The sequence below is a fragment of the Paenibacillus periandrae genome (genome assembly GCF_022458865.1).
In the GTDB taxonomy this organism is placed as follows: Bacteria; Bacillota; Bacilli; order Paenibacillales; family NBRC-103111; genus Paenibacillus_S; species Paenibacillus_S periandrae.
Window position 1 is genome coordinate 173029 of sequence record NZ_JAJNMU010000011.1, and the last position, 25428, is coordinate 198456.

Annotated in this window: 28 protein-coding genes and 1 pseudogene; 26 read left to right on the forward strand and 3 right to left on the reverse strand. The window is 42.4% G+C overall.

The genetic code is table 11. The features are described 5' to 3' along the window. Positions 1-69 precede the first annotated feature (69 nt). The 16 genes from rnc (at position 70) to LRL21_RS19790 (ending at position 15049) form a co-directional block, all read left to right on the forward strand. On the forward strand, positions 70-786 hold the full coding sequence (gene rnc, locus LRL21_RS19715; RefSeq protein ID WP_240417510.1) for a ribonuclease III: 717 nt from the start codon (positions 70-72) through the stop codon (positions 784-786). A gap of 117 nt (positions 787-903) precedes the next feature. Further along, entirely contained in the window at positions 904-4476 is a 3573-nt protein-coding gene (smc, locus tag LRL21_RS19720) for a chromosome segregation protein SMC (protein ID WP_240417511.1), read from the forward strand. A gap of 32 nt (positions 4477-4508) precedes the next feature. Continuing rightward, complete coding sequence (gene ftsY, locus LRL21_RS19725) at positions 4509-5498, forward strand: signal recognition particle-docking protein FtsY (RefSeq protein WP_240417512.1); 990 nt, start codon at positions 4509-4511, stop codon at positions 5496-5498. A 138-nt stretch (positions 5499-5636) separates the two neighbouring features. Further along, entirely contained in the window at positions 5637-5987 is a 351-nt protein-coding gene (locus LRL21_RS19730; protein ID WP_240417629.1) for a putative DNA-binding protein, read from the forward strand. 57 nt (positions 5988-6044) lie between these two features. Beyond that, positions 6045-7418 carry a signal recognition particle protein gene (gene ffh, locus LRL21_RS19735; RefSeq protein WP_240417513.1) on the forward strand — a complete coding sequence of 458 codons (1374 nt, stop codon included), beginning with the start codon at positions 6045-6047 and terminating at the stop codon, positions 7416-7418. A 49-nt stretch (positions 7419-7467) separates the two neighbouring features. Beyond that, positions 7468-7740 carry a 30S ribosomal protein S16 gene (gene rpsP, locus LRL21_RS19740; RefSeq protein ID WP_240417514.1) on the forward strand — a complete coding sequence of 91 codons (273 nt, stop codon included), beginning with the start codon at positions 7468-7470 and terminating at the stop codon, positions 7738-7740. A gap of 21 nt (positions 7741-7761) precedes the next feature. After that, positions 7762-7992 carry a KH domain-containing protein gene (locus LRL21_RS19745; protein ID WP_076232689.1) on the forward strand — a complete coding sequence of 77 codons (231 nt, stop codon included), beginning with the start codon at positions 7762-7764 and terminating at the stop codon, positions 7990-7992. 94 nt (positions 7993-8086) lie between these two features. Then, complete coding sequence (gene rimM, locus LRL21_RS19750; RefSeq protein ID WP_240417515.1) at positions 8087-8608, forward strand: ribosome maturation factor RimM; 522 nt, start codon at positions 8087-8089, stop codon at positions 8606-8608. Next, the gene (trmD, locus tag LRL21_RS19755; RefSeq protein WP_240417630.1) at positions 8608-9372 is read left to right on the forward strand and encodes a tRNA (guanosine(37)-N1)-methyltransferase TrmD; all 765 of its coding nucleotides are present in this window, start codon (positions 8608-8610) and stop codon (positions 9370-9372) included. The genes rimM and trmD overlap by 1 nt, the downstream gene beginning before the upstream one ends. A gap of 181 nt (positions 9373-9553) precedes the next feature. Then, positions 9554-9898, forward strand: a complete 345-nt coding sequence (gene rplS / locus LRL21_RS19760; protein ID WP_076232696.1) for a 50S ribosomal protein L19 — start codon at positions 9554-9556, stop codon at positions 9896-9898. Between the two features lie 79 nt (positions 9899-9977). After that, complete coding sequence (gene lepB / locus LRL21_RS19765) at positions 9978-10550, forward strand: signal peptidase I (protein ID WP_240417516.1); 573 nt, start codon at positions 9978-9980, stop codon at positions 10548-10550. 39 nt (positions 10551-10589) lie between these two features. After that, on the forward strand, positions 10590-11477 hold the full coding sequence (gene ylqF, locus LRL21_RS19770) for a ribosome biogenesis GTPase YlqF (RefSeq protein WP_240417517.1): 888 nt from the start codon (positions 10590-10592) through the stop codon (positions 11475-11477). Positions 11478-11539: 62 nt separating this feature from the next. Further along, positions 11540-12202, forward strand: a complete 663-nt coding sequence (locus LRL21_RS19775) for a ribonuclease HII (protein WP_338044650.1) — start codon at positions 11540-11542, stop codon at positions 12200-12202. 81 nt (positions 12203-12283) lie between these two features. Continuing rightward, positions 12284-14386, forward strand: a complete 2103-nt coding sequence (locus LRL21_RS19780; RefSeq protein WP_240417519.1) for a hypothetical protein — start codon at positions 12284-12286, stop codon at positions 14384-14386. Further along, positions 14383-14685: an EscU/YscU/HrcU family type III secretion system export apparatus switch protein gene (locus LRL21_RS19785; RefSeq protein ID WP_240417520.1), complete on the forward strand. Its 303-nt coding sequence runs from the start codon at positions 14383-14385 to the stop codon at positions 14683-14685. Before LRL21_RS19780 ends, LRL21_RS19785 begins: the two co-directional genes overlap by 4 nt. After that, positions 14678-15049, forward strand: coding sequence for a YraN family protein (locus tag LRL21_RS19790; RefSeq protein WP_240417521.1), 372 nt, complete (start codon positions 14678-14680; stop codon positions 15047-15049). The genes LRL21_RS19785 and LRL21_RS19790 overlap by 8 nt, the downstream gene beginning before the upstream one ends. 33 nt (positions 15050-15082) lie before the next feature. On the opposite strand, the gene LRL21_RS19795 is transcribed toward LRL21_RS19790, so the two are convergent. Next, entirely contained in the window at positions 15083-15250 is a 168-nt protein-coding gene (locus tag LRL21_RS19795; protein WP_240417522.1) for a hypothetical protein, read from the reverse strand. 260 nt (positions 15251-15510) lie between these two features. Beyond that, complete coding sequence (locus LRL21_RS19800) at positions 15511-16032, reverse strand: magnesium chelatase subunit ChlI family protein (protein WP_240417523.1); 522 nt, start codon at positions 16030-16032, stop codon at positions 15511-15513. A 97-nt stretch (positions 16033-16129) separates the two neighbouring features. Here LRL21_RS19800 and LRL21_RS19805 point away from each other — a divergent pair, with 97 nt between their 5' ends. The 5 genes from LRL21_RS19805 to LRL21_RS19825 all read left to right on the forward strand — a co-directional run bounded on the left by LRL21_RS19805 (position 16130) and on the right by LRL21_RS19825 (position 20812). Beyond that, complete coding sequence (locus LRL21_RS19805; protein WP_240417524.1) at positions 16130-16330, forward strand: hypothetical protein; 201 nt, start codon at positions 16130-16132, stop codon at positions 16328-16330. Between the two features lie 211 nt (positions 16331-16541). Beyond that, entirely contained in the window at positions 16542-16808 is a 267-nt protein-coding gene (locus LRL21_RS19810) for a hypothetical protein (protein WP_240417525.1), read from the forward strand. Beyond that, positions 16801-16956, forward strand: a complete 156-nt coding sequence (locus LRL21_RS19815; protein ID WP_240417526.1) for a hypothetical protein — start codon at positions 16801-16803, stop codon at positions 16954-16956. Before LRL21_RS19810 ends, LRL21_RS19815 begins: the two co-directional genes overlap by 8 nt. A 273-nt stretch (positions 16957-17229) precedes the next feature. Beyond that, positions 17230-18843 carry a protein rep gene (locus tag LRL21_RS19820; RefSeq protein ID WP_240417527.1) on the forward strand — a complete coding sequence of 538 codons (1614 nt, stop codon included), beginning with the start codon at positions 17230-17232 and terminating at the stop codon, positions 18841-18843. Between the two features lie 901 nt (positions 18844-19744). Then, the gene (locus LRL21_RS19825; RefSeq protein ID WP_240417528.1) at positions 19745-20812 is read left to right on the forward strand and encodes a site-specific integrase; all 1068 of its coding nucleotides are present in this window, start codon (positions 19745-19747) and stop codon (positions 20810-20812) included. 129 nt (positions 20813-20941) lie between these two features. On the opposite strand, the gene LRL21_RS19830 is transcribed toward LRL21_RS19825, so the two are convergent. Next, a complete protein-coding gene (locus tag LRL21_RS19830; RefSeq protein WP_240417529.1) occupies positions 20942-21190 on the reverse strand; it encodes a hypothetical protein in 249 nt (82 codons plus the stop codon). Positions 21191-21306: 116 nt separating this feature from the next. On the opposite strand from LRL21_RS19830, the gene dcm reads away from it, so the two are divergent. The 5 genes and pseudogenes from dcm to LRL21_RS19855 form a co-directional block, all read left to right on the forward strand. Continuing rightward, entirely contained in the window at positions 21307-22344 is a 1038-nt protein-coding gene (dcm, locus tag LRL21_RS19835) for a DNA (cytosine-5-)-methyltransferase (protein ID WP_240417530.1), read from the forward strand. Next, on the forward strand, positions 22334-23497 hold the full coding sequence (locus LRL21_RS19840; protein ID WP_240417531.1) for a type II restriction endonuclease: 1164 nt from the start codon (positions 22334-22336) through the stop codon (positions 23495-23497). Before dcm ends, LRL21_RS19840 begins: the two co-directional genes overlap by 11 nt. A 233-nt stretch (positions 23498-23730) precedes the next feature. Continuing rightward, the gene (locus tag LRL21_RS19845; RefSeq protein WP_240417532.1) at positions 23731-23982 is read left to right on the forward strand and encodes a hypothetical protein; all 252 of its coding nucleotides are present in this window, start codon (positions 23731-23733) and stop codon (positions 23980-23982) included. Then, complete coding sequence (locus tag LRL21_RS19850) at positions 23982-24560, forward strand: recombinase family protein (protein ID WP_240417533.1); 579 nt, start codon at positions 23982-23984, stop codon at positions 24558-24560. The genes LRL21_RS19845 and LRL21_RS19850 overlap by 1 nt, the downstream gene beginning before the upstream one ends. 12 nt (positions 24561-24572) lie before the next feature. After that, a pseudogene (locus LRL21_RS19855) lies at positions 24573-25187 on the forward strand (recombinase zinc beta ribbon domain-containing protein); the annotation flags it as partial. Positions 25188-25428: the final 241 nt, after the last annotated feature.

Here is a 25428-nt window from a genome sequence, read left to right on the forward strand (position 1 = left end):
ATATATTCATGATGTTGGATAATCATGAAAATGAACCATAAACGGATGTTCGAAGTAGGTGGTGAGGATATGCATCGAAACCTGAAACAGCTGCAAACCGCGTTGGACATATCGTTTCGCAAACCAGAGCTGTTAAGGCAGGCGTTTACACACTCTTCCTATGTGAACGAGCACCGTATAGGTAATCATAAGGATAACGAGCGGTTGGAATTTTTGGGCGATGCTGTGCTTGAATTAACCGTCTCTGAGTATTTATTCGAAATGTATCCACAGCGGCCTGAGGGAGAACTGACGAAGCTAAGAGCATCAATTGTTTGTGAGCCTTCATTGGTAAGCTTTGCCGAACAGCTGGATTTTGGATCCTATGTACTTTTGGGCAAAGGTGAGGAATTGACAGGTGGCAGAACAAGGCCTGCTTTACTGGCAGACGTGTTTGAATCGTTTGTTGGTGCTCTTTATCTGGATCAAGGTCTTGAGGTTGTCAATACGTTTTTACGCAAGCATCTTTTTCCGAATATTCCGAATCAGGGCAAGCTGCTGACCGTAGATTTCAAAACCAATTTACAAGAGTACACACAACAGCACAGCTTGGGCACGTTGGAATACAAAATTATCGATGAGCGCGGACCTGCGCACGAGCGGGAATTTGTGGCCCAGGTTCAAATCAACGACAGGCTTTTGGGGCAAGGTGCCGGTCGGTCCAAGAAGGAAGCTGAACAGCAGGCCGCAGCCCAGGCTTTGGAAGCGTTGAAAGTTGATTTTGGTAACACAACCAGAGGTTTTTGACGAATGCATCGGGCAGCTGAGAGGCTGCTGCCGATGCATTTTTCTATGGGGTGCCAAGGGTTCTTCTACGATTCTATGAATAGGAATTGTATGGTACAATAACGTAGAGGTGAGACGATGTTTTTAAAACGTATTGAACTGACCGGATTTAAATCGTTTGCCGACAGGACAGAGCTTGAATTTGTCCAGGGAATTACAGCGGTAGTAGGGCCGAACGGCAGCGGCAAAAGCAATATATCCGACGGGATTCGTTGGGTACTGGGAGAACAGAGCGCCAAAAGCTTACGCGGCGGCAAAATGGAAGATATTATTTTCGCCGGGAGCGATAACCGCAAAGCAGTTAACTTTGGTGAGGTTTCCTTAACACTTGATAATACAAGTCAATCGCTTTCGCTTGATTTTAATGAGGTCACGGTGACCCGTCGGGTGCACCGCAACGGCGACAGTGAGTACTTAATAAATAAACAGCCTTGTCGGCTTAAAGATATCACCGAGCTGTTCATGGATACAGGGATTGGAAAAGAAGCGTATTCGATCATTGGACAGGGACGTATTGAAGAAATTTTAAGCACCAAGTCTGAAGACCGACGCGGGATTTTTGAAGAAGCATCGGGTATTGTCAAATACAAATCGCGCAAACGGGAAACAGAAAAAAAACTGCAGGAAACTGAGCAAAATTTGCTGCGTATTCACGACTTGGTATCGGAGCTTGAGGATCAGATTGAACCACTTCGCAAGCAATCAGAGAAGGCGATCCGTTATAAGGAGCTAAGGGAACAGCTGAAAAGCAGCGAAATTTCCATGTATGTATATCAGATCGAGCAAATCTACATAGCCTGGACCGATACCAACAAGAATCTGGAGCGCTTGAAGAAGGAACAGGAAGGGTTATCCACGATTGTGAGTCAGCATGATGCTCATCTGGAAAAGCACCGCTGGGAAACGCGCCGGTTAGAAACGGATATTGAGCGTCTTCAGGAGCAGCTGCTGCAGCTGAGTGAGGATTTTGAAAAGTGTGAGGGTCAAGGCGAAGTACTGAGAGAGCGCAAGAAAAATTATGTAGGCAATCAGACACAGCTAAAACAGACGGCCGCCCAACAAAGCCAGCGCATGGTTGAGAAGGAAGCGGAGCTGCTCCAATTCAGAGATAAGCTCACACTCATATCAAACGAGCTGATTCAATATCAGGCGAAGGTGTTGGCTGAGGAGACCCGACTGCTTGGTGTCGCTGGAGGGGTAAGCAGTGGTGACGAGGATCGATTGAAAAGCGATCTGTTAGAAACATTGAATCGGATGGCCAATGCACGCAATGAAATCCGCTATACCGAGCAGCAGACCGAAGGGTTGACACGAAGACTGGACAGGCTTGGTGACGAGCATCGTAAGTGGAAGGAACAAGCCGATACGATTACAGCACGTAAGCAGGAGCTGGAGAAACGCCTCGCGGTTACTTTAAAGAAAGTCGACGATATGCGTAATCAATATCTCGATCTGAGTCAGAGCTTGAAAACGAAGCAGCAGCTCTCGGAGGAAGCCAATAACGCCGTTCGCAAATGGGAGCAGAAGCTGGATGCTTTAGTCTCCAGACGCGATACGATGCGTGAGATGGCAAACGATTATGACGGTTTTATACATGGGGTCAAGGAAGTATTAAAAGCGAAGGATCGCAATGAGCTTCGTGGTATTCGCGGAGCAGTTGCCGAACTGATGAAGGTGCCTGCGCATGTAGAGACAGCATTGGAAACAGCGCTTGGCGGCGCGTTGCAGCATATAGTGGTCGATAGTGAAGGTAACGCGCGTGAAGCGATTGCTTTTCTAAAGCGGCGACAGCTTGGACGCGCTACATTTTTACCTTTAGATGTTATTCGGGGACGATCTCTTCAGGAATCCGAAAAAAGATCGATCGAATCGATGGAAGGCTTTGTTGGGATTGGTATAGATTTAGTTCAATATGATGAACAATATCGTCAAATTGTCGGCAGTTTACTTGGCAATGTGATCATTTCCAGTCAATTGGACATGGCCAACCGGATTGCCGCGAAGATCCAGTACCGTTACCGTGTGGTCACCCTGGAAGGGGATATCGTCAACCCAGGTGGCTCGATGACAGGCGGGAGCCAGCAGAAGCGAACCTCAAGCCTCCTCGGCCGTCAGCGGCAGATTGAAGAGATGGACGAGGAAATTCAGGAGTCTGGCAAGCAGCTCCAACAGGTGCGCAGCAGGGGAGAGCTGGTGCGTAAGGAAATTGTATCAGAGTCACAAGCCTTGGAGCAATTGCGTCAAACAGGCGAAAATTTGCGGGTTGAAGAGCAGCAAATTCGGGCCAGCCTTCTGCCGCTTGATCAGGAATCCAGACAAGTCGCCGATCAGCTTGCGTTGTATAATCAGGATGGTACCGCAATGGATACGGAACGGCGGGAGCTGCAGGCTCGGCGGGAAGCGGCACAGCAATCGCTGGAGCAGCTTCTGGAAGAAGAAATTGTGATTCAGCAGGCTATACGTGAGGCAGCGACGGCACGCAAAGCGGGTGAACTGGAGAAGGAAGAGCTGCAGACACAGCTTACGGATCTGAAAATCAAGGTGGCTTCACTCACCCAGGAGAAGCAATCCTTGCTGGATCAGGAAAAGCGTTTCAGGACAGAGCTTTCAGAGCTTCACACGGAGCTTGACTTGAACCGCAGTATTTTGCAGCAGATGGATCAGGATATGACAGGGCTTGAAAAGGAATCCATACTTCAAATTGAACAGCTTAATAGCCTGTCTCTGAAAAAGCAGCATTGCTCCGAGCAATTGGATCTTAAACGTGCTGAACGCGCAGAATGGCAGGGCAAGCTGGAGAAGGAAGAGTACAAGACCCGTGAGGAGCGCAATCAGCTGCGGCAAGCGCAGGAACAGCTTCATCAAACTGAGGTTCGTGTGACGCGTCTAGATGTAGAGCTTGAGAATCTGCTGAAAAAGCTTGCAGATGATTACGAGCTAAGCATAGAATTGGCTAAGGAGCGTTATCCAGTACCGGAAGACGTGCTGGGCACGCAAAACAAGGTAAGGGAGCTCAAACGTGAAATTGCTATATTGGGTGAAGTAAACCTTGGAGCGATAGAAGAGTTTGTACGCGTGAACGAGCGCTATGAGTTTCTAAGTGAGCAAAAAAATGATTTGGTGGATGCCAAAACGACACTTTACCAGGTTATTCATGAAATGGACGAGGAAATGTCCAAACGATTTAGGATCACCTTTGATGCGATCCGTACCCATTTTGTGATTGTGTTTGCCAAGCTTTTTGGAGGTGGGCGCGCAGATTTGATTTTATCTGATCCCGATAATCTGCTGAGTACGGGAATTGAAATCGTCGCACAGCCGCCTGGGAAAAAATTGCAGAATCTGCAGCTATTATCCGGTGGAGAGCGCGCATTGACGGCAATTGCATTATTATTTTCTATCATTCGAGTTAAACCGGTACCGTTCTGTGTGCTGGATGAGGTAGAAGCAGCTTTGGATGAAGCGAATGTGACGCGTTTTGCTGAATATTTGCGGGAGTTCTCGCAGCAAACACAGTTTATTGTAGTTACACATCGCAAAGGAACGATGGAAGAAGCTGATGTTCTCTATGGGGTAACTATGGAGGAAGGCGGCGTCTCCAAGCTGGTGTCCGTTCGTCTGGAAGAGGATGAAGCGATTATTGCAAGTTAGAACCCAAAGCCCAAGAGGAGGTCACAACTGGAATGAGTTTTTTTAAGAAGCTAAAAGAAAGTATTTCCTCTAAAGCGGAGGCAGTGACAAATAAGTTCAAGGAAGGTCTGACCAAAACACGTGATGTGTTTGTCGAGCGTGTAGAGGATTTGTTCAGCCGTCGTAAAAAGATTGATGAGGATTTCTATGAGGAATTGGAAGAAATTCTAATTGGTGCCGATGTTGGTGTCAATACGGTTATGAAGCTTGTGGAGGGTCTTCGCGCAGAGGTGCGTAAACGAAAAATTGAACAGCCAAGCGAGCTGCAGCCGATTTTGTCGGAGATGATTATTGCCTTGTTGAAGGGTGACGAAAACTCCTCTTTGAAAATGGCTAGTTCCGGTCTGACTGTTATATTGTTTGTTGGTGTGAATGGTGTAGGTAAAACAACGACAATCGGCAAAATGGCTAACCTTTTAAAATCGCAAGGCAAAAAGGTGATGCTGGCTGCCGGAGATACCTTCCGTGCCGGAGCGATCGAGCAGCTGGAGGTTTGGGGGCAGCGTGCTGGTGTTGAAGTGATCAAGCAGCAATCCGGCTCAGACCCTGCAGCGGTCATGTTTGATGCACTGCATGCAGCGAAAAGTCGTGGTGTCGATGTGCTATTGTGTGATACGGCAGGCCGTCTGCAGAACAAAGTGAATTTGATGGAAGAGCTCAACAAAATTTATCGTGTCATCAGCCGCGAGGTTCCTGATGCTCCTCATGAGGTTCTGCTTGTACTAGATGCAACGACAGGGCAAAATGCTTTAAGTCAAGCCAAAATGTTCGATGAGAAGTCAGGTTTAACTGGTCTTGTGCTCACGAAGCTGGATAGTACTGCCAAGGGCGGGATCGTGGTTGCGATTCGGCAAGAGCTGAAGCTGCCGGTTAAATTCGTCGGTTTGGGTGAAAAGATAGATGATTTGCAGCCGTTTGACTCGGATCAATTCGTGCATGCCTTATTCAGCAACTGGATCAAGGATACGGATACGGCCAGCTAGGAAAGCCTGTATTCATTTTGGCGACAAAAATGAAGAAATACAGTGACAAGGAAAAAGACTTGACATCGTATTCCGTTTTCAGTATGATAAGTACTGTTGTTACTGTAAAGGGTTTTACCTTAACGGAGGCTTAGCATGATGATGGAAGAAAATATGCTCGCCAAAACAAATCGTATGAATCTGTTAATTGATTTTTACGAGCTGCTCCTGACGGAGAAGCAACAGATGTTTGTTAAGCTTTATTTTCATGATGACTACTCACTTGGTGAGATTTCAGCGGAGTATCAAATCAGCCGTCAGGCTGTTTACGAACACATTAAACGTGCTGAATTAATGCTGGAGGAATACGAATCCAAGCTGCAGTTGCTGAGCAAGCACGAACAAAGAAAAGTATATATACAGCAGCTCGAGGCTCTGATGTTTATGTGGCATTCCGAAACCAAGGAGCAGGCGCGATCAGTACTCGAGCAGTTGTCAGGCATAGAATAACAGGTTAAATTGGCTTCATTCAAAGATTCACAGTAACGCTCAAGAGGTGATGTTTGTATGGCGTTCGAAAGTTTAGCGACTCGGCTTCAGAAGGTGTTCAGTAAGCTGAGAGGTAAAGGAAAGCTAACAGAAGACGATGTTAATGAGGCGTTGCGTGAGGTTCGTCTGGCGCTTCTTGAAGCGGATGTCAATTTTAAAGTGGTCAAGGAATTTATTGCGAAGGTCAAGGAACGCGCGATTGGTCAGGAAGTGCTGGAAAGCTTTACCCCTGCAATGGTCGTTGTAGACATCGTTAATAAAGAACTAACCGAGCTTATGGGTGGTACACAGAGCAAGCTCGCCAGGTCCAACAGACCTCCAACCGTTATTCTAATGGTAGGTTTGCAGGGTGCTGGTAAAACGACTGCAACCGGTAAGCTGGCTAAAATGCTTTTGCAGCAAAATCATCGTCCGTTGGTCGCTGCCGGAGATATATATCGACCAGCCGCGATCAAGCAGCTGCAAGTGCTCGGTGAGCAGATCAAGGTACCCGTGTTTACTATGGGTGACCAGGTCAGTCCGGTAGAAATCGCCAAAAATGCGCTGCAGCATGCCAAGGATCACGGTAATGATTATCTCATCATCGATACTGCAGGCCGTTTGCACATAGACGAAGCATTGATGGACGAGCTAAAGCAGATTGTTGATGCGGTCAAGCCGGATGAGACGCTATTGGTTGTTGATGCCATGACCGGTCAGGAATCTGTTAACGTAGCAGAAAGCTTTCATAGTCAATTGACGCTAACAGGTGTTGTACTTACCAAGCTAGACAGCGATACGCGCGGTGGAGCTGCTATCTCGGTTAAATCCGTAACTGGATGTCCGATCAAGTTTGTCGGTGTTGGTGAGAAAATGGATGCGCTCGAGCCGTTCCATCCAGAAAGAATGGCTTCGCGGATTCTTGGTATGGGTGATATGCTTACGCTGATCGAGAAGGCACAAGAAGGCATTGATGCAGAGAAGGCTAAGGAAATGGAGCGCAAAATGCGCACCGCTGAATTTACCTTTGATGACTTTTTGGATCAAATGGAGCAAGTCAAGAAGATGGGTCCACTTGATCAGATTCTGGATATGCTTCCAGGTGCCAACAAGATGAAGGGTATCAAGGATATCAAGGTTGATGATAAGCAAATGGCTCGTGTCGCGGCTATCGTGAAATCGATGACCAAGCAGGAACGCCAAAATCCGGATATGCTGACTCCAAGCCGTCGCAAGCGATTGGCAGCAGGGAGCGGAAATTCGGTGCAGGATGTCAATCGTTTTATCAAACAATTTGACGATATGCGCAAGATGATGAAGCAATTTTCCAGCATGATGGGTCCTAAGGGTCCCAAAGGGCTTAAAGGCTTAAAGGGCAAGATGGGCAAAGGTATGAAGTTTCCATTTGGTTAATATCTGCAGTGTTTCAGCTTGTTTATTCTATGTAGGAGGTGATTTTTAAATGGCAACACGTATTCGTCTAAAACGTATTGGTGCTCATAAAGCTCCTTTTTACCGTCTCGTAGTTTCGGATTCCCGTTCTCCGCGTGATGGTCGCTTTATCGAAGAAATTGGTACTTACAACCCGATTACTAAACCGGCAACTGTAAGCATTGATGAAGAAAAAGCGTTGAAATGGCTTCAAACCGGTGCACAAGCTTCTGATACTGTTCGCAGTCTTTTCAGTCAAGCGGGCATTCTGAAGAAGTTTCACGAGTCCAAACTGCAGAAGTAATCTGCCGATTCGGAGGGTGTTATGCAGGATCTAATAACCGTTATCGCTAAGGCGTTGGTTGATCATCCCAATGATGTTCTGGTCAATGCGGTAGAGGACGAACGCAGCATTACGTATGAGCTATCCGTGCATCCTGACGATGTTGGGAAAGTAATTGGTAAGCAAGGACGTATTGCCAAGGCGCTTCGAACCGTAGTGACTTCGGCTGCAGTCAAGACAAGTAAACGAGTTTCGGTTGAAATTGTTTCTTAATGGATACCATGAGGGTTAGGAGAAATCCTAGCTCTTTTTCTTATAAAGATACAGCCTAAACAATTTGATGCTTCATTTTCGGAGGGGCCAAGGTATGAGCGATAAATTATATACAATCGGTAAAATAGTCAATACACATGGTCTTCTGGGAGAATTGCGGATTTTTCCGGAAACGGATTTTGCTGATGAGCGTTTTGCTAAAGGAAGCCAATTGGTATTTGTTGATCCCAAGTCGAATGTTCAGATTCCGGTGAAGGTTGCATCGGCTCGAGAGCACAAAAAAATGTTTATAGTTAAATTTAACGGGTTTCAACACATCAATGAAGTTGAGAAATACAAGGGCTGGCTGCTGAAAGTGGAAGAGAAGTATATGCTCGAGCTGCCTGAGGATGAGTTTTATTATCACGAGATTATCGGCTGCCGCGTGGTAACAGATGAAGGTGAAGAGCTGGGAACCATCAGCGAGATCCTATCACCAGGAGCTAACGATGTATGGGTGGTGGATCGGCCATCCGGCAAGCCTGTATTGCTGCCTTACATCGATGATGTGGTACTGGATGTCGACGTTGATAACAAGCTGATCAAGGTTCATGTACTGGAAGGCTTGCTGGATTGATGAAAATAGATGTGCTTACCTTATTTCCACCGATGTTTGAAGGTGTGTTCTCAGCCAGTATATTGGGCAAGGCTCGTGATAAAGGAATCGTTGATTTGAATACGGTTAATTTTCGTGATTTTGCCAATAATAAGCATAATACGGTTGACGATTATCCATATGGCGGCGGTGGCGGCATGGTCTTAAAGGCAGAGCCGATCTTCTCTGCAGTTGAGTCGTTATGGGATCCTGCTCAGACAGAAGCACCCAAGCCCCGAATTATCCTTATGTGTCCACAAGGTGAGCCTTACTCGCAGCGAAAGGCTGAGGAATTAGCGCAGGAGCAGCATCTAATTTTCATTTGCGGACATTATGAGGGCTATGATGAGCGGATACGGGAGTATTTGGTTACTGATGAGCTGTCTATTGGAGATTATGTGTTAACCGGCGGAGAGCTGCCTGCAATGGCTGTAATTGATAGTGTCGTGCGTTTGCTGCCCGGTGTGCTTGGAAACGAGAATTCAGCTGTAACGGATTCCTTTAGTACCGGACTACTGGAGTATCCGCATTATACAAGACCTGTGCAGTTTCGCGATTGGCTGGTGCCTGATATTCTGATTTCAGGACATCATGCTAATATTGAGCAGTGGCGCAGAGAGCAGGCGATCCTGCGAACGTGGATGAAACGACCTGAGCTGCTTGACAGCTTCCCTTTGACCCCGAAGGAGAAGCGTTGGCTAGCAGAGCTGGAACTGAAGAACCATCAGTCTGATTCGAGCCTATAGCAGTTGGATGAATACTATGCATAGGTCCTACTAAAAAGGCTGTTGTAATCCACTATTAAGTATGATATTATGTATAACGTTGTGGCAATATTGCCCGATTACGGTGGTCCTCTACGCACAACTACCAAAGTATCGACATCAGAGGCGGAATGAACACCTGTGTGGAAGGAGGAAGTAAATTATGAGTAATTTAATTCAAGAGATTACCAAGGATCAAATTCGCCAGGATCTGCCTAAGTTTCGTCCAGGCGATACAGTGAAGATTCACGTTAAAGTTATCGAGGGTACTCGCGAGCGTATTCAGCTATTTGAAGGTGTTGTTATTAAACGCCACGGTGGTGGAATCAGCGAAACTTTCACTGTAAGAAAGATTTCTTACGGTGTAGGCGTTGAAAGAACGTTCCCTCTTAACTCCCCGAAGATTGATAAGCTTGAAGTGGCTCGTCGCGGTAAAGTTCGTCGTGCGAAGCTGTACTACTTGCGTGGTCTTCGTGGTAAAGCGGCTAGAATTCAAGAGATTCGATAAGAAGAGAACAAACGGGGGCTTGTTTACCAAGCTCCTTTTCGTTTTTTACAGAACGAAGTATCGGGAAGGCAGGTCTCTAATGGAGCAGGAAAATACCATTGAAAAATCAAGTCCACTCAAAAAAGAAGCTTGGGAATGGGCTAAAGCGCTTTTGATCGCAGCGGCTCTCGTCTTTATTATTCGCTGGTTGATTTTTGCTCCTTTTATTGTGGAAGGGCCGTCCATGGAGCCGAATTTTTATACGAGCGAACGATTGATCGTCAATAAAATTATTTATTCGATGCGGAAGCCCGAGCGTGGAGAGGTCATTGTATTCCATGCAACCAAAGACAAAGATTACATAAAACGAGTTATCGCGCTTCCTGGAGAAACCGTAAAAGTAGAAGGCGACAAAGTGTACGTCAACAATCAGGTGCTGGATGAGCCCTATTTGAAAAAAGCTTTGGAGGACGCAGCCAAAAAAGGAGTCCCTTATAATACAAGGAACTTTCCTGAAAAGAAGGTTGCTGACGGTACGATCTTCGTCATGGGGGACAACCGCTCGAACAGTGCGGATAGCCGTGATATCGGATTTATTGAATATGAGAAAGTGGTAGGAAGGGCCGATTTGATTTTCTGGCCGTTTAATAAAATCAGTCTGATTCATTTTTAATAAAGAATACAGGCTTGGTATAGAAGCTGAGGTGACCGTATGACGATTCAATGGTTTCCAGGTCACATGACAAGAGCTCGCCGTCAGATTCAGGAGAAGCTGAAGCTGATTGATGTCGTGATTGAGCTGTTGGACGCACGTATTCCGATGTCCAGCAGAAACCCGATGATTGATGAAATATTGCAAAACAAACCACGTTTGGTGCTGTTGAACAAGCATGATTTGGCAGACCCAGCAGTAACAGCTGAGTGGGTAGCTTATTTTGCTGACAAGGGACTTCAGGCATTACCTGTGGATTCCGCAAACGGCAATCAAACGAAGGATATCATGATTCGCTGTAAGGAGCTTTTTGGAGACAAAATTGCCACACAGGTTCGTAAAGGTATAAATCCGCGGCCGGTTCGCGCATTGATTGTCGGTATTCCTAACGTAGGTAAATCGACTTTGACCAATCGTTTGGCTGGCAAAAAAATTGCGGCAACCGGCGATCGCCCTGGAGTGACCAAGGGACAGCAGTGGATCAAGGTTGGCTCTGAGATGGAGCTGCTGGATACGCCCGGAATTTTATGGCCTAAATTTGAGGATCAAATGGTCGGTATGCGGCTTGCAGCCACAGGAGCTATAAAAGAGGAACTGCTCAATATCGCCGATATTGCCTTGTATGTGGTCAGATATTTAACCGTACATTATGGTGCTTCCTTGCAGGAGCGGTTCAGCATTGACAAATTGCCGGACGATCCACAGGATACTGATGCTATGATCGAGGTTATGGAAGCAATTGGCCGCAAGCGTGGTGCTTTAATAAGTGGTGGACGTGTAGATCTCGAGAAAGCTTCATTTACCATATTGCGCGAGCTGCGGGCAGGTAAAATGGGCCGAATCAGTCTTGAGTCGCCAAGTGATGTCAGTCAGTCTGGTGCACGATAACAGGAAGTCACTCTGATCCGGGTGGCTTTTTTTCGTTCCCGCATTAGCCGATTTCGAGTATAATAAGCCATACATGCACGTCCGCAGGAGAGGAAACGATATCAGCTATGTTAGAATATGAACGGTCATTATGGGATCAAGGCTATCAGCGTATTGCTGGTGTCGATGAAGTGGGGAGAGGCTGCTTGTTCGGTGATGTTGTGGCAGCAGCGGTTATTTTGCCGCCGGGTCTCATTTTGGAGGATGTGAATGATTCCAAGAAACTATCTGCCAAAAAGCGTGAGCAGCAGTATGAGCTAATTCAGCAAGAAGCAGTAGCTATCAGTATTGGCATTGTGGATGTAAGGATGATTGAGCAAATTAATATTAAGCAGGCCTCACGTTTGGCTATGAAGCTAGCAGTCGAAGGTCTTGATCCTGCTCCTGATTATTTACTGGTAGATGCAGAGCAGGTAGAGGTAGAATTCGCGCAGCAGCCCATCATTCATGGAGATGCGGTAAGTCAATCGATAGCCGCCGCTTCAATAATTGCCAAGGTCACGCGTGATCGAATGTGCTTGGAATGGGACAAAACATATCCAGACTATGGCATCGCGCTTCATAAAGGATATGCGACGAAGCTGCATAGGGAGAAGATTTTGGAGCTGGGTTCGACAACAATGCACCGTAAAACGTTTCTCAAAAATATTTTACTGGAATCTCAGCAGCTTGAATGGTTTGAATAAGACTTTATGTGTGAAAAGTGACGGTCCTTATGCCGATATATATACATAGCTTGATTAATTCCCATGAGGAGGTGCCCACACTTGAATATCAGCGGATTAATCAGAAGCGTTCTAAACGACATGCAAGCGTCCGAACCGAAAGTATTAGAGCTCAAGGTGGGAGAGGTCGTTAAAGGAATGGTATTGCAGCTTCTGTCCGAAACAGATGCTATCATCAACATAGGTGGTGTACAAGTACGCGCCAAGCTGGAAACTCCTTTGAAGCAAGGAGAAGTCACTTTGCTTCAGGTGCAGCCCGAGAACAGCTCCGGACAAATGGTTTTAAAACCTTTGGGTGCATCTGTCGTACAGATCGCCGACGGTTCGCTGGCTGAGGTATTAAAAAATGTCGGACTGCCGGACGATGCCATCAACCGTCAAATCATTCAAACCCTCCATCAATCGGGAGTGCCACTTTCCAAGGAAAATGTACAGGCTTTTTCCCAGCTTCAATCTCAGCTTCCTCCTGCAGTTTCCCAGGATGATTGGATTCCAGCAGCCGTGGTTGCTTTTCAAAAAGGAATTCCACTTACAGGAGAAACCGTCACGGCGTTAAAGCAGGTGATAACGGGTCCTGCTTTTCATGAGACTCTGCAGCAATTGGACGATCAGATGACCAAGCTGTTATCCGATAACCAGACCTTATCAACTAAGACGAGATCAGCTATAGATGCCTTTAAAGGTGTTGTAGCAGTTGTAAAGGAGGCTTCCAGTGAGCTGATGCCCAATGTGGCTTCTCTGCTTTCGGACACAGAAGTTGAGAATATGTTAACCGCGACCAAGGAGGCGGGGCGTCAGCAGAATGCATCACAAGCGTCTGCAGCCGTTTCAATTGATATTGAAGGAGATACTCAACAAGCTGCTAAAATGCCCGGTACGAGCCCTTCTGTTGCGTCTGTAGGCTTAAATCAGACTGGATCTACATTAATAACAGGTGAAGCAAGCTCGACAAGCCCCAAATCTTCATTGTTGCAAGCTGAGACTTTATTAACCAAGGCTGATCCGGCTCTAAATACTGCTGCAGAAGACGGCCCTACGAATTCAGCAATTTTATCAAAAGCAGGTTCACAGAGCCTGGGTGTAGAACAGGCCTCAACGTTAGCCAAATCAGCTGCAAATCTCACACAGGCCCAGACTGTGACACCATCTCAACTCGGGTCAGGTGCTGGCATTCTAACGGATAATTCCGGTCGTGCTGTTGAGGTTCCCGCCGTGTTCCCTACTGTTAATAACAATGCAACAACAGCCGCAGCTTTGAACAACACATTCAAGATAAATCCTGAGCAGCTAACTTCGGAGCAGCTGAGGGAAACTGCCAATCGTCCTAATCTGACGCAATCGACGGTGAATAATGGGACAGCTCCCGCTTTATCTACAGACATTCAGAAGGATACAGGTGAACATTGGATCTCCAAGCTGATTAAGGCGGTAGGGGTAGAGCATGAGCAAGCGATATTTAAGCTGCCGGAAAAAAACGGTCTTGATAGTCAGCTATTGACTGCAGCAAGCTTAAGTGATCAAAGCTCAGATTTACAAGCACCCGCTGGTACACAGCAGGATCCGTTGAAATCCGTAGATACTCTGAAGAGTGCACTTCTTCTGCTCGTGCAATCCGATGATACCCCAACTGCATTGAAAGAGACTGCACAGCAGGCAATTCAACAAATTACGGGACAGCAATTGCTGCTGAATACGGACAGAACCTCGGCTTTTTCCAATATTACGATGTTTATTCCGATTATCAATGCCAATGGGGAACAAACAGCAGCTATTCATATCCAATCCCGAAAAGGTGCGCGTGGTCAAATTGATGCGAATAACTGCAGAATTGTTTTTGACTTACGAATGAAAGCATTAGGGGATACGATGCTCGATGTACAGGTGGTAGATCGGATTGTCAGCCTGCGTGTGTTAAATGACCAGCCTTTTATACAGCCATTACTGGAATCCCACCGTGAGGAAATAGCAGCAAGTTTATCGAAGATTGGTTATCAATTTATTTCTCTGAAATGCAGCCCTTATCCGGAAAAGGGTCAACCTTCGGAGGAAAAAGCAGCTGGCAGCAGCACTGAATCCAATCTATCGAGCCAGATAAAATCGTTGTATGGCAAGAAACCTTACAAGGGAATGGATGTACGCGTATGAAGCCTAAAAACCCCGATCCATTAAAAAAAGCGATTGCTTTGAAGTATGCGCCGGGAGAGAAAGGGGCTCCGGTGCTTGTAGCCAAAGGCAAAGGGCATATGGCTGAGGCTATCATGAGAAAAGCCAAAGAAAACGGAGTCCCTATTCAGGAGGACTCATCACTTGTTGAGGTCCTATCCAAACTGGAATTAGATCAGGAAATTCCTCCAGAGCTCTACAAGCTGGTGGCTGAAATTTTAAGCTTTGTTTATCGGTCTGATGGACGAGCTAAGCAAATAAAGGTTAAATCCTATGAATAATCAGCTGACTCGCAAACAACTAGGAGCTATAGGAGAAGAATTGGCTTGGAGGTATCTAGAGGGTCTGCAATATGAGCTCATCGAGAAAAACTGGCGCTGTAGAACCGGGGAAATTGATCTGATTATGAAGGATGGCAGCTTCCTGGTATTTGTAGAAGTGCGAACACGCAGCGGCAGCTTGCAATTTGGGACACCTCAAGAATCGGTTAATGCCAAAAAGCAGCAGCAGGTGATGGAGACCGCGCAGTTCTACGTTCATCGTTATCAGAAACAGCAGCTTCAGCTTCGATTTGATGTTATAAGTATTGTAACAACAAAGACAGGTGATCAAGTTTCTTTGGATCATCTGCTGAATGCATTTTAATTGAGAAATCAATTTCGATTCAAAAAAAGCCGATCAGCGCCATCCTTTAGGTTGGGTTTTCGGCTTTTGGTTAAATATTCGTTGAACAAACGTTCGGTGTTTTTTGGTTTCCATAATCCGATTGATTTCCTCCATCACCAATCTCAATCGTTCATCCTCTGTACTGACCTTGCGCAATTCCGAATATGCGTATTTACTCACGGTGAGTATCCTTTCCAAAAACAGTTTTCAGAGACAAGTACACGGTGGCGGCAAGAAAAATAAAACCTAATGCATTCCATAATCCCAGCATCATACATGTTCACTCCTATACTATCGGGTAATGCTATTATACTACATCACTGTTGAATAATGTCGGAATTTGAATGAAAATTTAGGTAATTAGTATTAATATTTGATTTTTTGTAACAAAAAAAGACAAATCTATATAGACTTGTCTTTTATAAGGCAGGATGAGAGACCTATACAGTTGACTGGCGGCTGCTGGTCGGTGAATGAGATTTTTTATCCAGACTGCGATATTGCAGCGCTTCAGCCAAATGAGGAATCGCCAACTGTGGACTACCATCCAAGTCGGCAATGGTGCGGGCAATTTTGAGAATGCGATCATAGGCTCGCACACTTAAGCCAAGGATTTCAAACGATTTTTGAAGTAACTGCTCGGCTTCCATACTCAGCTGGCAGTGCTGCTTCAACATTTTTCCGGAAAGCTCACTATTAAAGGTGATGGATGCATGTTGAAATCTGTGAAGCTGAATGTGACGAGCTTGTTCGACTTGAGCTTTCATTTCCTGCGAAGAGAGCTGAGCTGTTTTTTCAATGATTTGACCATATTCAATACGCGGTACTTCGATCTGTAAATCGATTCGATCCAGCAGAGGACCCGATATTTTAGATCGGTAGTGCTCAATCTTAAGTTCACTGCAAGTACATTCATGAGCCGGTGTTTCGGCGCCCCAGTAACCGCACGGACATGCGTTCATTACCAAATCAACATAATAGAAAACACCTTAAACCGTATCGTTTTCCTAATCGGAAAATAATACGGTTTTTTTAATTTCCTGAAAGGAGGTGAGGACAATGCAATTGACTGCAAAGGATATTGATTTTCTTCTTAGTCTTGTTCGTCAGGACAAAATTCAAATTGATCTAATGAAAACAGATGATTTCTTTGGAATTAACTTCGAAAAAGTTCAAAGATTGCAGAAACAACTTCTTTCTTATAACGAAGATATTCAAAACAAGTTGTTGACTTTGAAAGAAAAAATATCGGAGGAGTAACGATGGCTAGATTTTATCTTTTGGCTTTGTACTGGGAACACGAGTTTTTGCTGAATAGGTATGCCGACAGTATGAATAACTGGCACCTAGATAAGGACAAAAAAGAAGATTGGTTTCGTGTTAGTAATTTCTACAGGGACGTTATTCTTTTCAAAAGAGAGGAACTTTCATTTGAAAAAATACGGTTTTTTGTGAGGGAGATAAAACCCTAATGGATTATGTGATTGGTGTTTTTTGTTGGATTGGTGTTGTTGTGTTTGCATACCCTTTGGCAATTTTCATTTTTGTTCTTTATCGGTTTAGTGCCAAAACTTACACCATGTTTTTATACATACAGTTTTTCTTTCTAGGTTTTCTCTTTGTTCAACCTAATCGCTTTACCATTTGGATTCTTTTCACCTTTGGTATTGCTAATTGGTTTGCAAGAAGATTAATCAAATTAGGTCAATATTCAGAGGAGGATAATTTAGATGATTAGATTGTATAAAACCCTTATGCAATTAGAATTGGAAGTTGTTCTTTATTTGAAAACTGTGTTTTTAGAGGATTATCTAAAGCAACCTACTGAAGAAGGTGCAGAGGCTATTAGAGTCTTTGAACAAGTCATTTTGGAAAGAAAATCATGATTTGCTGAGGGGAGTAATCCCCTCTTTTTAAAATGCAGGAAGTTTATCGGAAAAATTTAAAGATGAGAGTAGAGCCTTTGGTTTCTAAACTTGGGGGCTAGGTAGAGTTGTTTGTTTACTCTGTGGCTGTTTAGTAAGTTTTGTCTTTGCTTTGGAGATGGTCAGAGCGATAAAAGTTACTCCAGCTACTAGCCTCTAATTGACTTGATATATTACTAATATCTCGGCTCGCACTTTAAAGAAGAGGAGGAAGATAGGAAGGAGGTTTTTAAAGTGTCTAATTTAAGTAAAAAACAGGTTTCGAATATGCGAACTTTAAAATCTCTACGTATCAAAAAAGTTTCGCTTAAAAATATGTTGGAGTATATTGAACATAATGAAAGGATTTATCATTACTACTTACGGCTTCATAAGGAATATAGATTCCGTCCTGAATACTCTAAAATCCTTAAATCAAAAAAACAATTGGTTGCTGAGTATATCGACGAATACTTACAAGATGAAGAAACAGATGACATCATCGAAAAAGAATATATTTATCATCCTGATAGTGGTTCGTATGAGACTTATAAAGTCGAACAATTTGATACTCTTCAAAAACATTTTGATGGGGATATGATTGAGGAGTTTACAGAAAAAGCAAAAAAGAAAATCCCTAGAGGTACGGCAACTTATGATCAACTTGCTAATAAAATCAAGTTTTGCAATTGGAAATGGGAGGTTAACAAATACGAGCAAAATAAACTCAAAGAACTAATAAAAACGAACCTCTGCAATGATAAGTTTTGTAACAATTGCAAGAAAGTTAAACAAGCAGCGAGAATGGCTAAATTTATGCCAAAACTTGATAAGTATCGTGGTAGGATGTATCAAATAACGCTTACTGTTCCTAATGTCAGAGAGGAAAAATTAATCGATAGTATTAAGTCTATGTTTAAAGCATTTGCAACATTGATTGAGTATTTGAAACTCAAAAAGAAGATTGCTGGTATTACAGATAAATATTTAATTGGTTTAGATTATCAAGGTGCTTTAAGAAGTTTAGAAATTACATATAAAGATGTTTTTGATCCTAAGAAAGGCGAATGGGTTACAATGTATCATCCCCATATTCACGCTATCTTGGTTTTAGATGGTTTTGTTCCTAAAAAGAAAAGGGTAACAAATGATTATTCTTATCATCTTGAAAAGAAAACGAATAAGAAAGTTTTAAGACGGGAATTTACTAAATTGGAAGAAGTCATACAAAAAATTTGGAGGATTCTCAACGAAAAGGAATTTGTAGAAGAAAAATATCAGGAAGGGGAAATTGTTAAATATAGAGTTATTGACCCGATTGAATACATAAACGCAAATACTCTGTCAGTTTTTGTAAATAAACTTAAAGCAAATATGATACGAAGTGATATTGATATGAACGAATTCTTGAAAGAAAAGTTTGAATATTCTGTAGATTTCGTATACGAGATATACAAAAGAAAAGTTACTAAAACTACAATTGATCAGATGGAGATTGGTTATTCTTGCACATTAGATATTCCACGAACTGATAAGGACTACATAGAAATTTTCAAATATCTTACAAAGTCCACGTCTGGCGAGGGTAAGGGAGGAGAACCTATTACTTATTGGCAGTTCAAAACATTATGGTTTGCTCTCCATCGTTGTAGACAAATTCAAGGATACGGTTGCTTGTTTGACGTCGACGACAATGAGGAGATTACAGAAGAAGATGTTGAGTTATCAAGAAAAATGCTCCAAATAATAAACGAAGAGTCTCCTATTCAGACTAGAGAGACCCTTAAAGAGATATATGAGAACAAAGAACGCTACTTCTATTTCTCAAAGAAAAAGATTACAGCAATTATTAAGAAATATAACCTATAAAAAAGTCACTTGCGAAGAACGTCAAAACTTCGTAAGTGACAAAGGTAAAAATTGACGGAACAAGTTTCTAGCGAACAACTTGTTGTAGGTCTTCTGACAATGTATGCACCTTATATTTTAGAGATATTTAGAAAATATCCTGCAAAATTATAAAGGTAATTTATTGTAATTGTTTAAATGATAAGTGTGTTCCATGTTCCTCCTTACTTAGACAGAAACTATAATAACGAAGAAGAAACCTTGTTAAAAACAGGGTTTCTTCTTTTTTAGTTCAAATGTAAATGTAGATAACTTTTTTCTGTCACAAGACATTTAATATATACACAAGACAACTAAAATCTCATGAAAGGGAGGAAAACTTTAAATCATCTAATTTATTCATTATGTGGCTAAGTCCTAAACAGATGGGTTTAGGCAAATTAAAAAGGAAGGTTATCCTCTGCATGGTGTGTTCCTATGTAAGATAACAAAATCAAGTTAAGGTTTTACCCTGTGCAGTTGTTTATCTTGGCGGGGCTGTTGTTTGTAGGTGAATCAGTTGCAAAGTCGTTATAGTCGGTATTATTTCCTTGGCAGGGTTGGGGGCACCTTTTGGGCGGTTTAGTTGCTCAAATGTATCATGACGCTCTATCTGGTGGTCAAGCACCGGTTGAATAAAAGTGACAGTTAGCAGAGACAGTTCGTTTTAAAAGCATAAACCCGAACGGATAAATGCGTAGCCGTAGTTGGCATAGGCGGGTTTTCCTATGCCATTACGTAGGCTGCATTCGCAGTTATCCGTTCGGGAGGTCCCGGAGGGGTAGACCCTCTGGGCAAGGTTTTCCCATTTGGGGGTCTTGAGGCGATTTTTTACTAATGATACATCGGGGAATTACATACCCGGAAAGGGGGCGCTATTTTTATGGCAAAAAAGAAAAGCATTGATTCACAGGTTTTATCTTCGATTCATGCTATTGATTTGGCAAGTGATGAAAGGGAAGATTCCTTTGAAGCACGAAAAGCCTTTTACGAAATGCGGTTTGATAAGGAATTTCAAGGAGATTCCATAGGTAAGCGTGCTTTTAAAGAGCAAGGGAATACAAAGGGGTTAATTTGGAGCCATGAGGGAGTTAAACAGGCTGTTTCTATTGGTAAACAGTTTGCAAATTACTGTAAGGAGACCTATGGTATTTCTCATCTGTCAGAAATAACTCCCACTATGGCCATAAGTTGGTTGGATGAAAAGAAGTTTGAAGGTTGTGCTGCTTCTACACTGAAAGGATACAACTATGTGTTAGACAAGTTGTCTTCTGGCATTGAATCTAAATATGGTACAGATGGTTTTTATTCAAAAGAGGTCGCTAAATACGATGCTGGAAAGTACGAATTTACTTCGAGGTTTTGGACGAATGAAGAGGTTGTTTCAATACGTGATTACTTCTTAGAAAAAGGTGAAATGAAGCATGCGCTTGCATGTGATCTAATGTTAAATTGCGGACTTAGAGGTTGCGAAATAGACCAGATTAAGCCTGATATGATTAACCTTCAAGCAGGTTTATTGGAAGGGGTAATAGGTAAGGGGGGGCGAGTTGACGATATTGATATTTCAAGACAAATTGACTTCTTCACTAACATCAAAGAGAATTTTGAGGGGAATAAACCATTATTACCAAACTTCAAAATAGATACTCTCGGTTCTGCAATTTATAGAGCAAGCAAGAAATTAGGATTGGAGCAGCACAAAAGTCTACACGAATTTAGAAAGGCCTATGCTCAAACAAGCATGTTGGAGATGTTTGAGGAGAGGGGCTTGACGCAGGAGTATCTAGATTCTGAATTGTACGCTAAAGAAACACTAACTTATCAGGATTTAAAAGATTTTAAAGAACAACATCCAGCACTATATGAGGTATGCAATTCTGTAATTAAGAATCTAAAACATGGTTCAGACCGCTTTTCTTTGATGAGAACTTATCTATTTAATAAATAACGGTTAACATTTGATGTTAACCGTTATTTTATATATATTCATTATTAATCATTAGATTTAATATTAACTTTTCTCAGTAGGTAATAACTGTTCAGAGTTAATGATAACAAAAAAAACGTAGGCTTATGCCTACGAACAATAAATTACCTCGATATTTTTTGTACGAGCAAAGTCATTGATTGAATTTCTCTCTTCATTACTTAGAACCTCAGGCGAGGAAAAGACAATTGCTTTATGGTCTTCCACAAAAGATAATTCGTTGGTGCTGTTAAAAACAGTAATGTAAGACTGGAATCCTTTGTTCTTGCAGAACTGCTTTATCTTCGCTTCTTGTTCTTTCAAGTCAAGATGGGGTCTCAAAAGTCCAAGTACTTCCATTTCAACACCTCCAAGTTCAAGAAGTCTATTATACTACTTCTCACATACTGGGTAAAGAATTACTATCTCAATTATGCTATAATAAGAAATCATGTTCGCATTAGTTGGAGGTCGCAATGAAACAGAGGAAAAAACCTTTTGATAAAAGTATTTTTAAGTTTATAGATTTGTTTGCGGGGATTGGTGGAATCAGGATCGCTTTTGAAGAGGTGGGCGGGGAATGTGTTTTCACGTCAGAATGGGATGTAAAAGCGCAGGAAACCTACGAACACAATTTCCATGAAAAGCCGTTTGGTGATATTCGTCAAATCACCGAGCCCAAAATTCAGATTCCAAAGTTCGATGTTTTATTGGCAGGTTTTCCATGCCAACCGTTTTCAATCGCGGGTGTATCTAAAAAGAAAAGTTTGGGTAGGGAACATGGATTCCTCGATGAGACTCAAGGAACACTCTTCTTTGATGTGGCAAGAATTATCAAGGATTGTGAGCCACAAGCATTCCTTCTGGAGAACGTAAAGAATTTGAGAAGCCACGATAAGAAAAAGACTTTTCAAGTCATAAAGAGTGTTTTAGAGGACGAATTAGGATATACCGTATACGATATGGTTCTTGATGCAAAAGGATTAGTTCCGCAGCATCGCGAAAGGATATATATCGTTGGGTTTAAGGACCCGATTAAGTTCGAATTTCCTAGTTTGCCATCGCAAGGACCAAAACTTCGTGATATACTGGAACCTGAGGTTCCAGAAAAATACACTTTAACTGACAATTTGTGGGCATATCTCAAAAACTATGCTCAGAAACATAAGGAAAAAGGGAACGGGTTCGGCTATGGCCTTGCTGACCTAGATGGACACACGAGAACATTGAGTGCACGTTACTACAAAGATGGCTCGGAAATTCTGATTCCGCAAGGCGATGATAAGAACCCGCGGCGGCTTACACCAAAGGAATGTCAGAAGTTACAGGGGTTCCCCGATTGGTTCGAAATTCCGGTGAGTGATACGGCTGCGTACAAACAATTCGGAAACAGTGTTGCTGTTCCTGTAGTTAAAAAAATTGCAGAACAAATGCTGGAAGCGATGTTGAGAAGAGAGCCGATTGAAAGCACTGATGAAAATACAGAGAAGGAACGAAGAGTAGATGCCAAGTGAAACATTAGATAAAGCGATAAATACTGCGAGTAAACAAAAACAGTTTTTTTGTAAATTTATTGCGCTAAATGATGTTGGAATGACAGGGGGGCACCAAGAAGGGATTTATCTTCCCGTCAAGGCCGCACCTCTTTTCTTTGATGAGCAGGGTTTACGTGGAGAAAACACTGAGCGATGGGTAAACTTCCACCTTCAAGATGGTAGTGTAGTACAACCTAAGGCAAAGTGGTACGGGAACAAAACGAGAAAGGAATATCGTATCACGCGCTTTTGGGCACACACTCCATTTGATAAACAAGAGCAGTTAGGAAATCTGATTATCATCATTAAAGAATCATTCGATGATTATCACGTATTTGTCCTAAATAAAGAAAAAGATATTGAAACATTCCTTAATACATTTGGTATTTCGTTACTGAACAATAATGCAGTTTATGGTGTGGATGGTTTTGAGGGAGATAAAGAAGACAAATTAAGTAAAGAGATAAAGAAGTATGCCGCTCTCCAAGATGATTTCCCTGTTACTACTGATGTAGCCTTAAAAGCAAGAGAACTATATCTCAATGTCTTAAAGAAAAGAGAATGGCATCCTGATACGGCGTTGCTTGATTGGATTCAGATTGAATATACAATCTTCAAAGAAATTGAGAATGTAATCTACACGCCGCAATTACAAGGTATAACCGGTAATATGGACTTATTCGCGGATTTTGCTAACAGTGTGTTAAACAGAAGAAAAAGTAGGGCAGGAAAATCGCTCGAACACCACGCTCATTTTATCTTTGACCAATTCGAATTGCCATTTGCCCATCCCGGAAAAACCGAAGGGAATAAGAAACCGGATTTCCTCTTTCCATCAAATAAGGCTTATAAAGACATGCAGTTTCCTGAGCATCTGTTGACCTTCCTTGGAGCAAAAACCACTTGTAAAGACAGATGGCGCCAGATATTAAACGAGGCTGACCGGATTCCTCAGAAGCATCTTCTAACTCTCCAACAAGGAATATCTGAGAATCAGTTGGAGGAAATGAAAGCGGAGAATGTTGTTCTTGTTGTCCCGAAGCCGCTGCACAAGACATATCCTCCTAAGTATCAGAGTGAACTGTTGGACCTGAATACATTCATAATGAGCCAAATGGAAAAATATAGTTGATTTTCCGACAGGCTTGTATTATACTGGAAACAAATCCGGAAGCACCGGTTAGAAGAAGGCCTTGTAGGGAAGCACCCTCAAGGTCTTCTTTTGCTATATATAAAAAGAGCCGAACAGTTAATTTTTAGTTTTTGATGATTGACGGATTCCGATGTTCTGTTGTAAACTGTATATACACTTACGTAAATACATTTACGTATATACACTATTAGGGAAAGGGACAGGGGATTAATTTGAATAATAAAAGTGTTACAGTTAGTGTTCGTGTTCCTAAACATCTGAAACAAACTTTTGATTTACTAAAAGAGCGAGGGCATATTCAAGAAACAATGTCCCAATTAATGTTAAAAGGACTAGAGGAAAAGGTTGAGGATCTTCTTAAGTCTCAATTTACACCTGCTTACACTATATCCCCGCCTATTTCTATTGAAGATGCGGGTATTCCACCGGAGAAGATAATTAAAAAGATGGAGGAGTTGAGTTAATGGCAGCAGAGATAACTTGCATTGCATATATTCGTGTATCTCGTATGGAATTAGATGACGAACAGAAACAATCACCTGATTCACAATTACATAGTATAAGGGATTATTGTAACCGTAAGGGTTATGTCTTATTAGAAGAACATGTTTACAAGGATTTAGATGTTTCGGGTGGCAAAGAAAACAGACCTGCATTTCAACAAATGTTTAAGGACATTGAAGAAGGAAAAGTAAAACCCGATGTTTTGGCTGTTTTTGATTTAAGTCGTTTTGGTCGGAATTTATTCCATATTCTAAAGTATCTAAAACGGTTGGAAGAAAAGGAAATTGCATTTAACAGTACACAAGAGGAGTTTTTGAACACAAATAGTATTTACGGAAAATTCCTTATTCATATCTTCTCAGCAATAGCCGAGTTACAACGGAATCAAATTATCACAACAGTTAAAACGAACATGGTAAATATGGTCCGACATGGTGGTCAAAAAGGTTTCGGGGGAGGGCTAATTCCAGACGGTTATCTATATGAGAAGACAAATAAGGTTATCACGATTGACCCTGTTCGTTCTTTGATAATTTAACAGATTTTTCAAATGTATGTTCATGAGGGTCATTCAATCCGTTCAATAACTCAATTTTTAAATGACTCAAATGTTCCTGTTCGTAGTGACTTGGATACGACAAAGTATCGGAAAAGGGATACTGGAAAACCAATTACATGGAATATGTCTAAAATTAAACGTGTTTTAATTGGGGCTGATTACCTCGGAGTGCATGTATGGGGAAAAAGATATAAAACACTAACTGAAACGGGTGCTGATACTCACAAGGCTAATCCTCCTGAAAAGTGGATATGGTCTGATAGCATAAGTATTATGCGAAATGAAGAGAATTTTTGGGACTCGTCATTTGAAGTCCTGCAGTATGATTATCCTGCAATTATAGATATAGATACCTATATCAAGGCTCAAAAGAAGTTAATTGCAAATGCAGAGTTCTTAAAGGTTAATAAACCTGCACATGCAAGCGAACGAACACAATATGCGTTGACTGGATTACTTCTGTGCGGCCACTGCGGTCGAAGTTTAAATGGTCGAAAAGATTCTGATAATCATAATAATCGATATTACTATTGTCATACGGCAAAAGTAAGTAAACAACATTGTATGTCTCAGAATGTGAGATGTGACCATGTAGAAAATTATGTGTTCTCGACATTATCGAATGCTTATGTATTAAATCGGTTAATAAATGCAGTTGCAGAAGAAAACAGACGGAAAATAGATGTGCAAACGAAGTATCATAGTCGGATTAATCATTATAATTCTGAAATTGCTCGATTGACTGGTGAGAAAGAATATTTGTTCTCGGTTATAAAAGAAAAGAAAACACGACATGCAGATATGTTCTTATCACAAATTGATGATATTCAGGACGAGATTTTTAAGT

Excerpts from the sequence above, each read along its gene's own strand:
- rnc (WP_240417510.1), top strand. The coding sequence starts at position 70 with ATGCATCGAAACCTGAAACAGCTGCAAACCGCGTTGGACATATCGTTT.
- smc (WP_240417511.1), top strand. The coding sequence starts at position 904 with ATGTTTTTAAAACGTATTGAACTGACCGGATTTAAATCGTTTGCCGAC.
- ftsY (WP_240417512.1), top strand. The coding sequence starts at position 4,509 with ATGAGTTTTTTTAAGAAGCTAAAAGAAAGTATTTCCTCTAAAGCGGAG.
- LRL21_RS19730 (WP_240417629.1), top strand. The coding sequence starts at position 5,637 with ATGATGGAAGAAAATATGCTCGCCAAAACAAATCGTATGAATCTGTTA.
- ffh (WP_240417513.1), top strand. The coding sequence starts at position 6,045 with ATGGCGTTCGAAAGTTTAGCGACTCGGCTTCAGAAGGTGTTCAGTAAG.
- rpsP (WP_240417514.1), top strand. The coding sequence starts at position 7,468 with ATGGCAACACGTATTCGTCTAAAACGTATTGGTGCTCATAAAGCTCCT.
- LRL21_RS19745 (WP_076232689.1), top strand. The coding sequence starts at position 7,762 with ATGCAGGATCTAATAACCGTTATCGCTAAGGCGTTGGTTGATCATCCC.
- rimM (WP_240417515.1), top strand. The coding sequence starts at position 8,087 with ATGAGCGATAAATTATATACAATCGGTAAAATAGTCAATACACATGGT.
- trmD (WP_240417630.1), top strand. The coding sequence starts at position 8,608 with ATGAAAATAGATGTGCTTACCTTATTTCCACCGATGTTTGAAGGTGTG.
- rplS (WP_076232696.1), top strand. The coding sequence starts at position 9,554 with ATGAGTAATTTAATTCAAGAGATTACCAAGGATCAAATTCGCCAGGAT.
- lepB (WP_240417516.1), top strand. The coding sequence starts at position 9,978 with ATGGAGCAGGAAAATACCATTGAAAAATCAAGTCCACTCAAAAAAGAA.
- ylqF (WP_240417517.1), top strand. The coding sequence starts at position 10,590 with ATGACGATTCAATGGTTTCCAGGTCACATGACAAGAGCTCGCCGTCAG.
- LRL21_RS19785 (WP_240417520.1), top strand. The coding sequence starts at position 14,383 with ATGAAGCCTAAAAACCCCGATCCATTAAAAAAAGCGATTGCTTTGAAG.
- LRL21_RS19790 (WP_240417521.1), top strand. The coding sequence starts at position 14,678 with ATGAATAATCAGCTGACTCGCAAACAACTAGGAGCTATAGGAGAAGAA.
- LRL21_RS19800 (WP_240417523.1), bottom strand. The coding sequence starts at position 16,032 with ATGAACGCATGTCCGTGCGGTTACTGGGGCGCCGAAACACCGGCTCAT.
- LRL21_RS19805 (WP_240417524.1), top strand. The coding sequence starts at position 16,130 with ATGCAATTGACTGCAAAGGATATTGATTTTCTTCTTAGTCTTGTTCGT.
- LRL21_RS19810 (WP_240417525.1), top strand. The coding sequence starts at position 16,542 with ATGGATTATGTGATTGGTGTTTTTTGTTGGATTGGTGTTGTTGTGTTT.
- LRL21_RS19815 (WP_240417526.1), top strand. The coding sequence starts at position 16,801 with ATGATTAGATTGTATAAAACCCTTATGCAATTAGAATTGGAAGTTGTT.
- LRL21_RS19825 (WP_240417528.1), top strand. The coding sequence starts at position 19,745 with ATGGCAAAAAAGAAAAGCATTGATTCACAGGTTTTATCTTCGATTCAT.
- LRL21_RS19830 (WP_240417529.1), bottom strand. The coding sequence starts at position 21,190 with ATGGAAGTACTTGGACTTTTGAGACCCCATCTTGACTTGAAAGAACAA.
- dcm (WP_240417530.1), top strand. The coding sequence starts at position 21,307 with ATGAAACAGAGGAAAAAACCTTTTGATAAAAGTATTTTTAAGTTTATA.
- LRL21_RS19840 (WP_240417531.1), top strand. The coding sequence starts at position 22,334 with ATGCCAAGTGAAACATTAGATAAAGCGATAAATACTGCGAGTAAACAA.
- LRL21_RS19850 (WP_240417533.1), top strand. The coding sequence starts at position 23,982 with ATGGCAGCAGAGATAACTTGCATTGCATATATTCGTGTATCTCGTATG.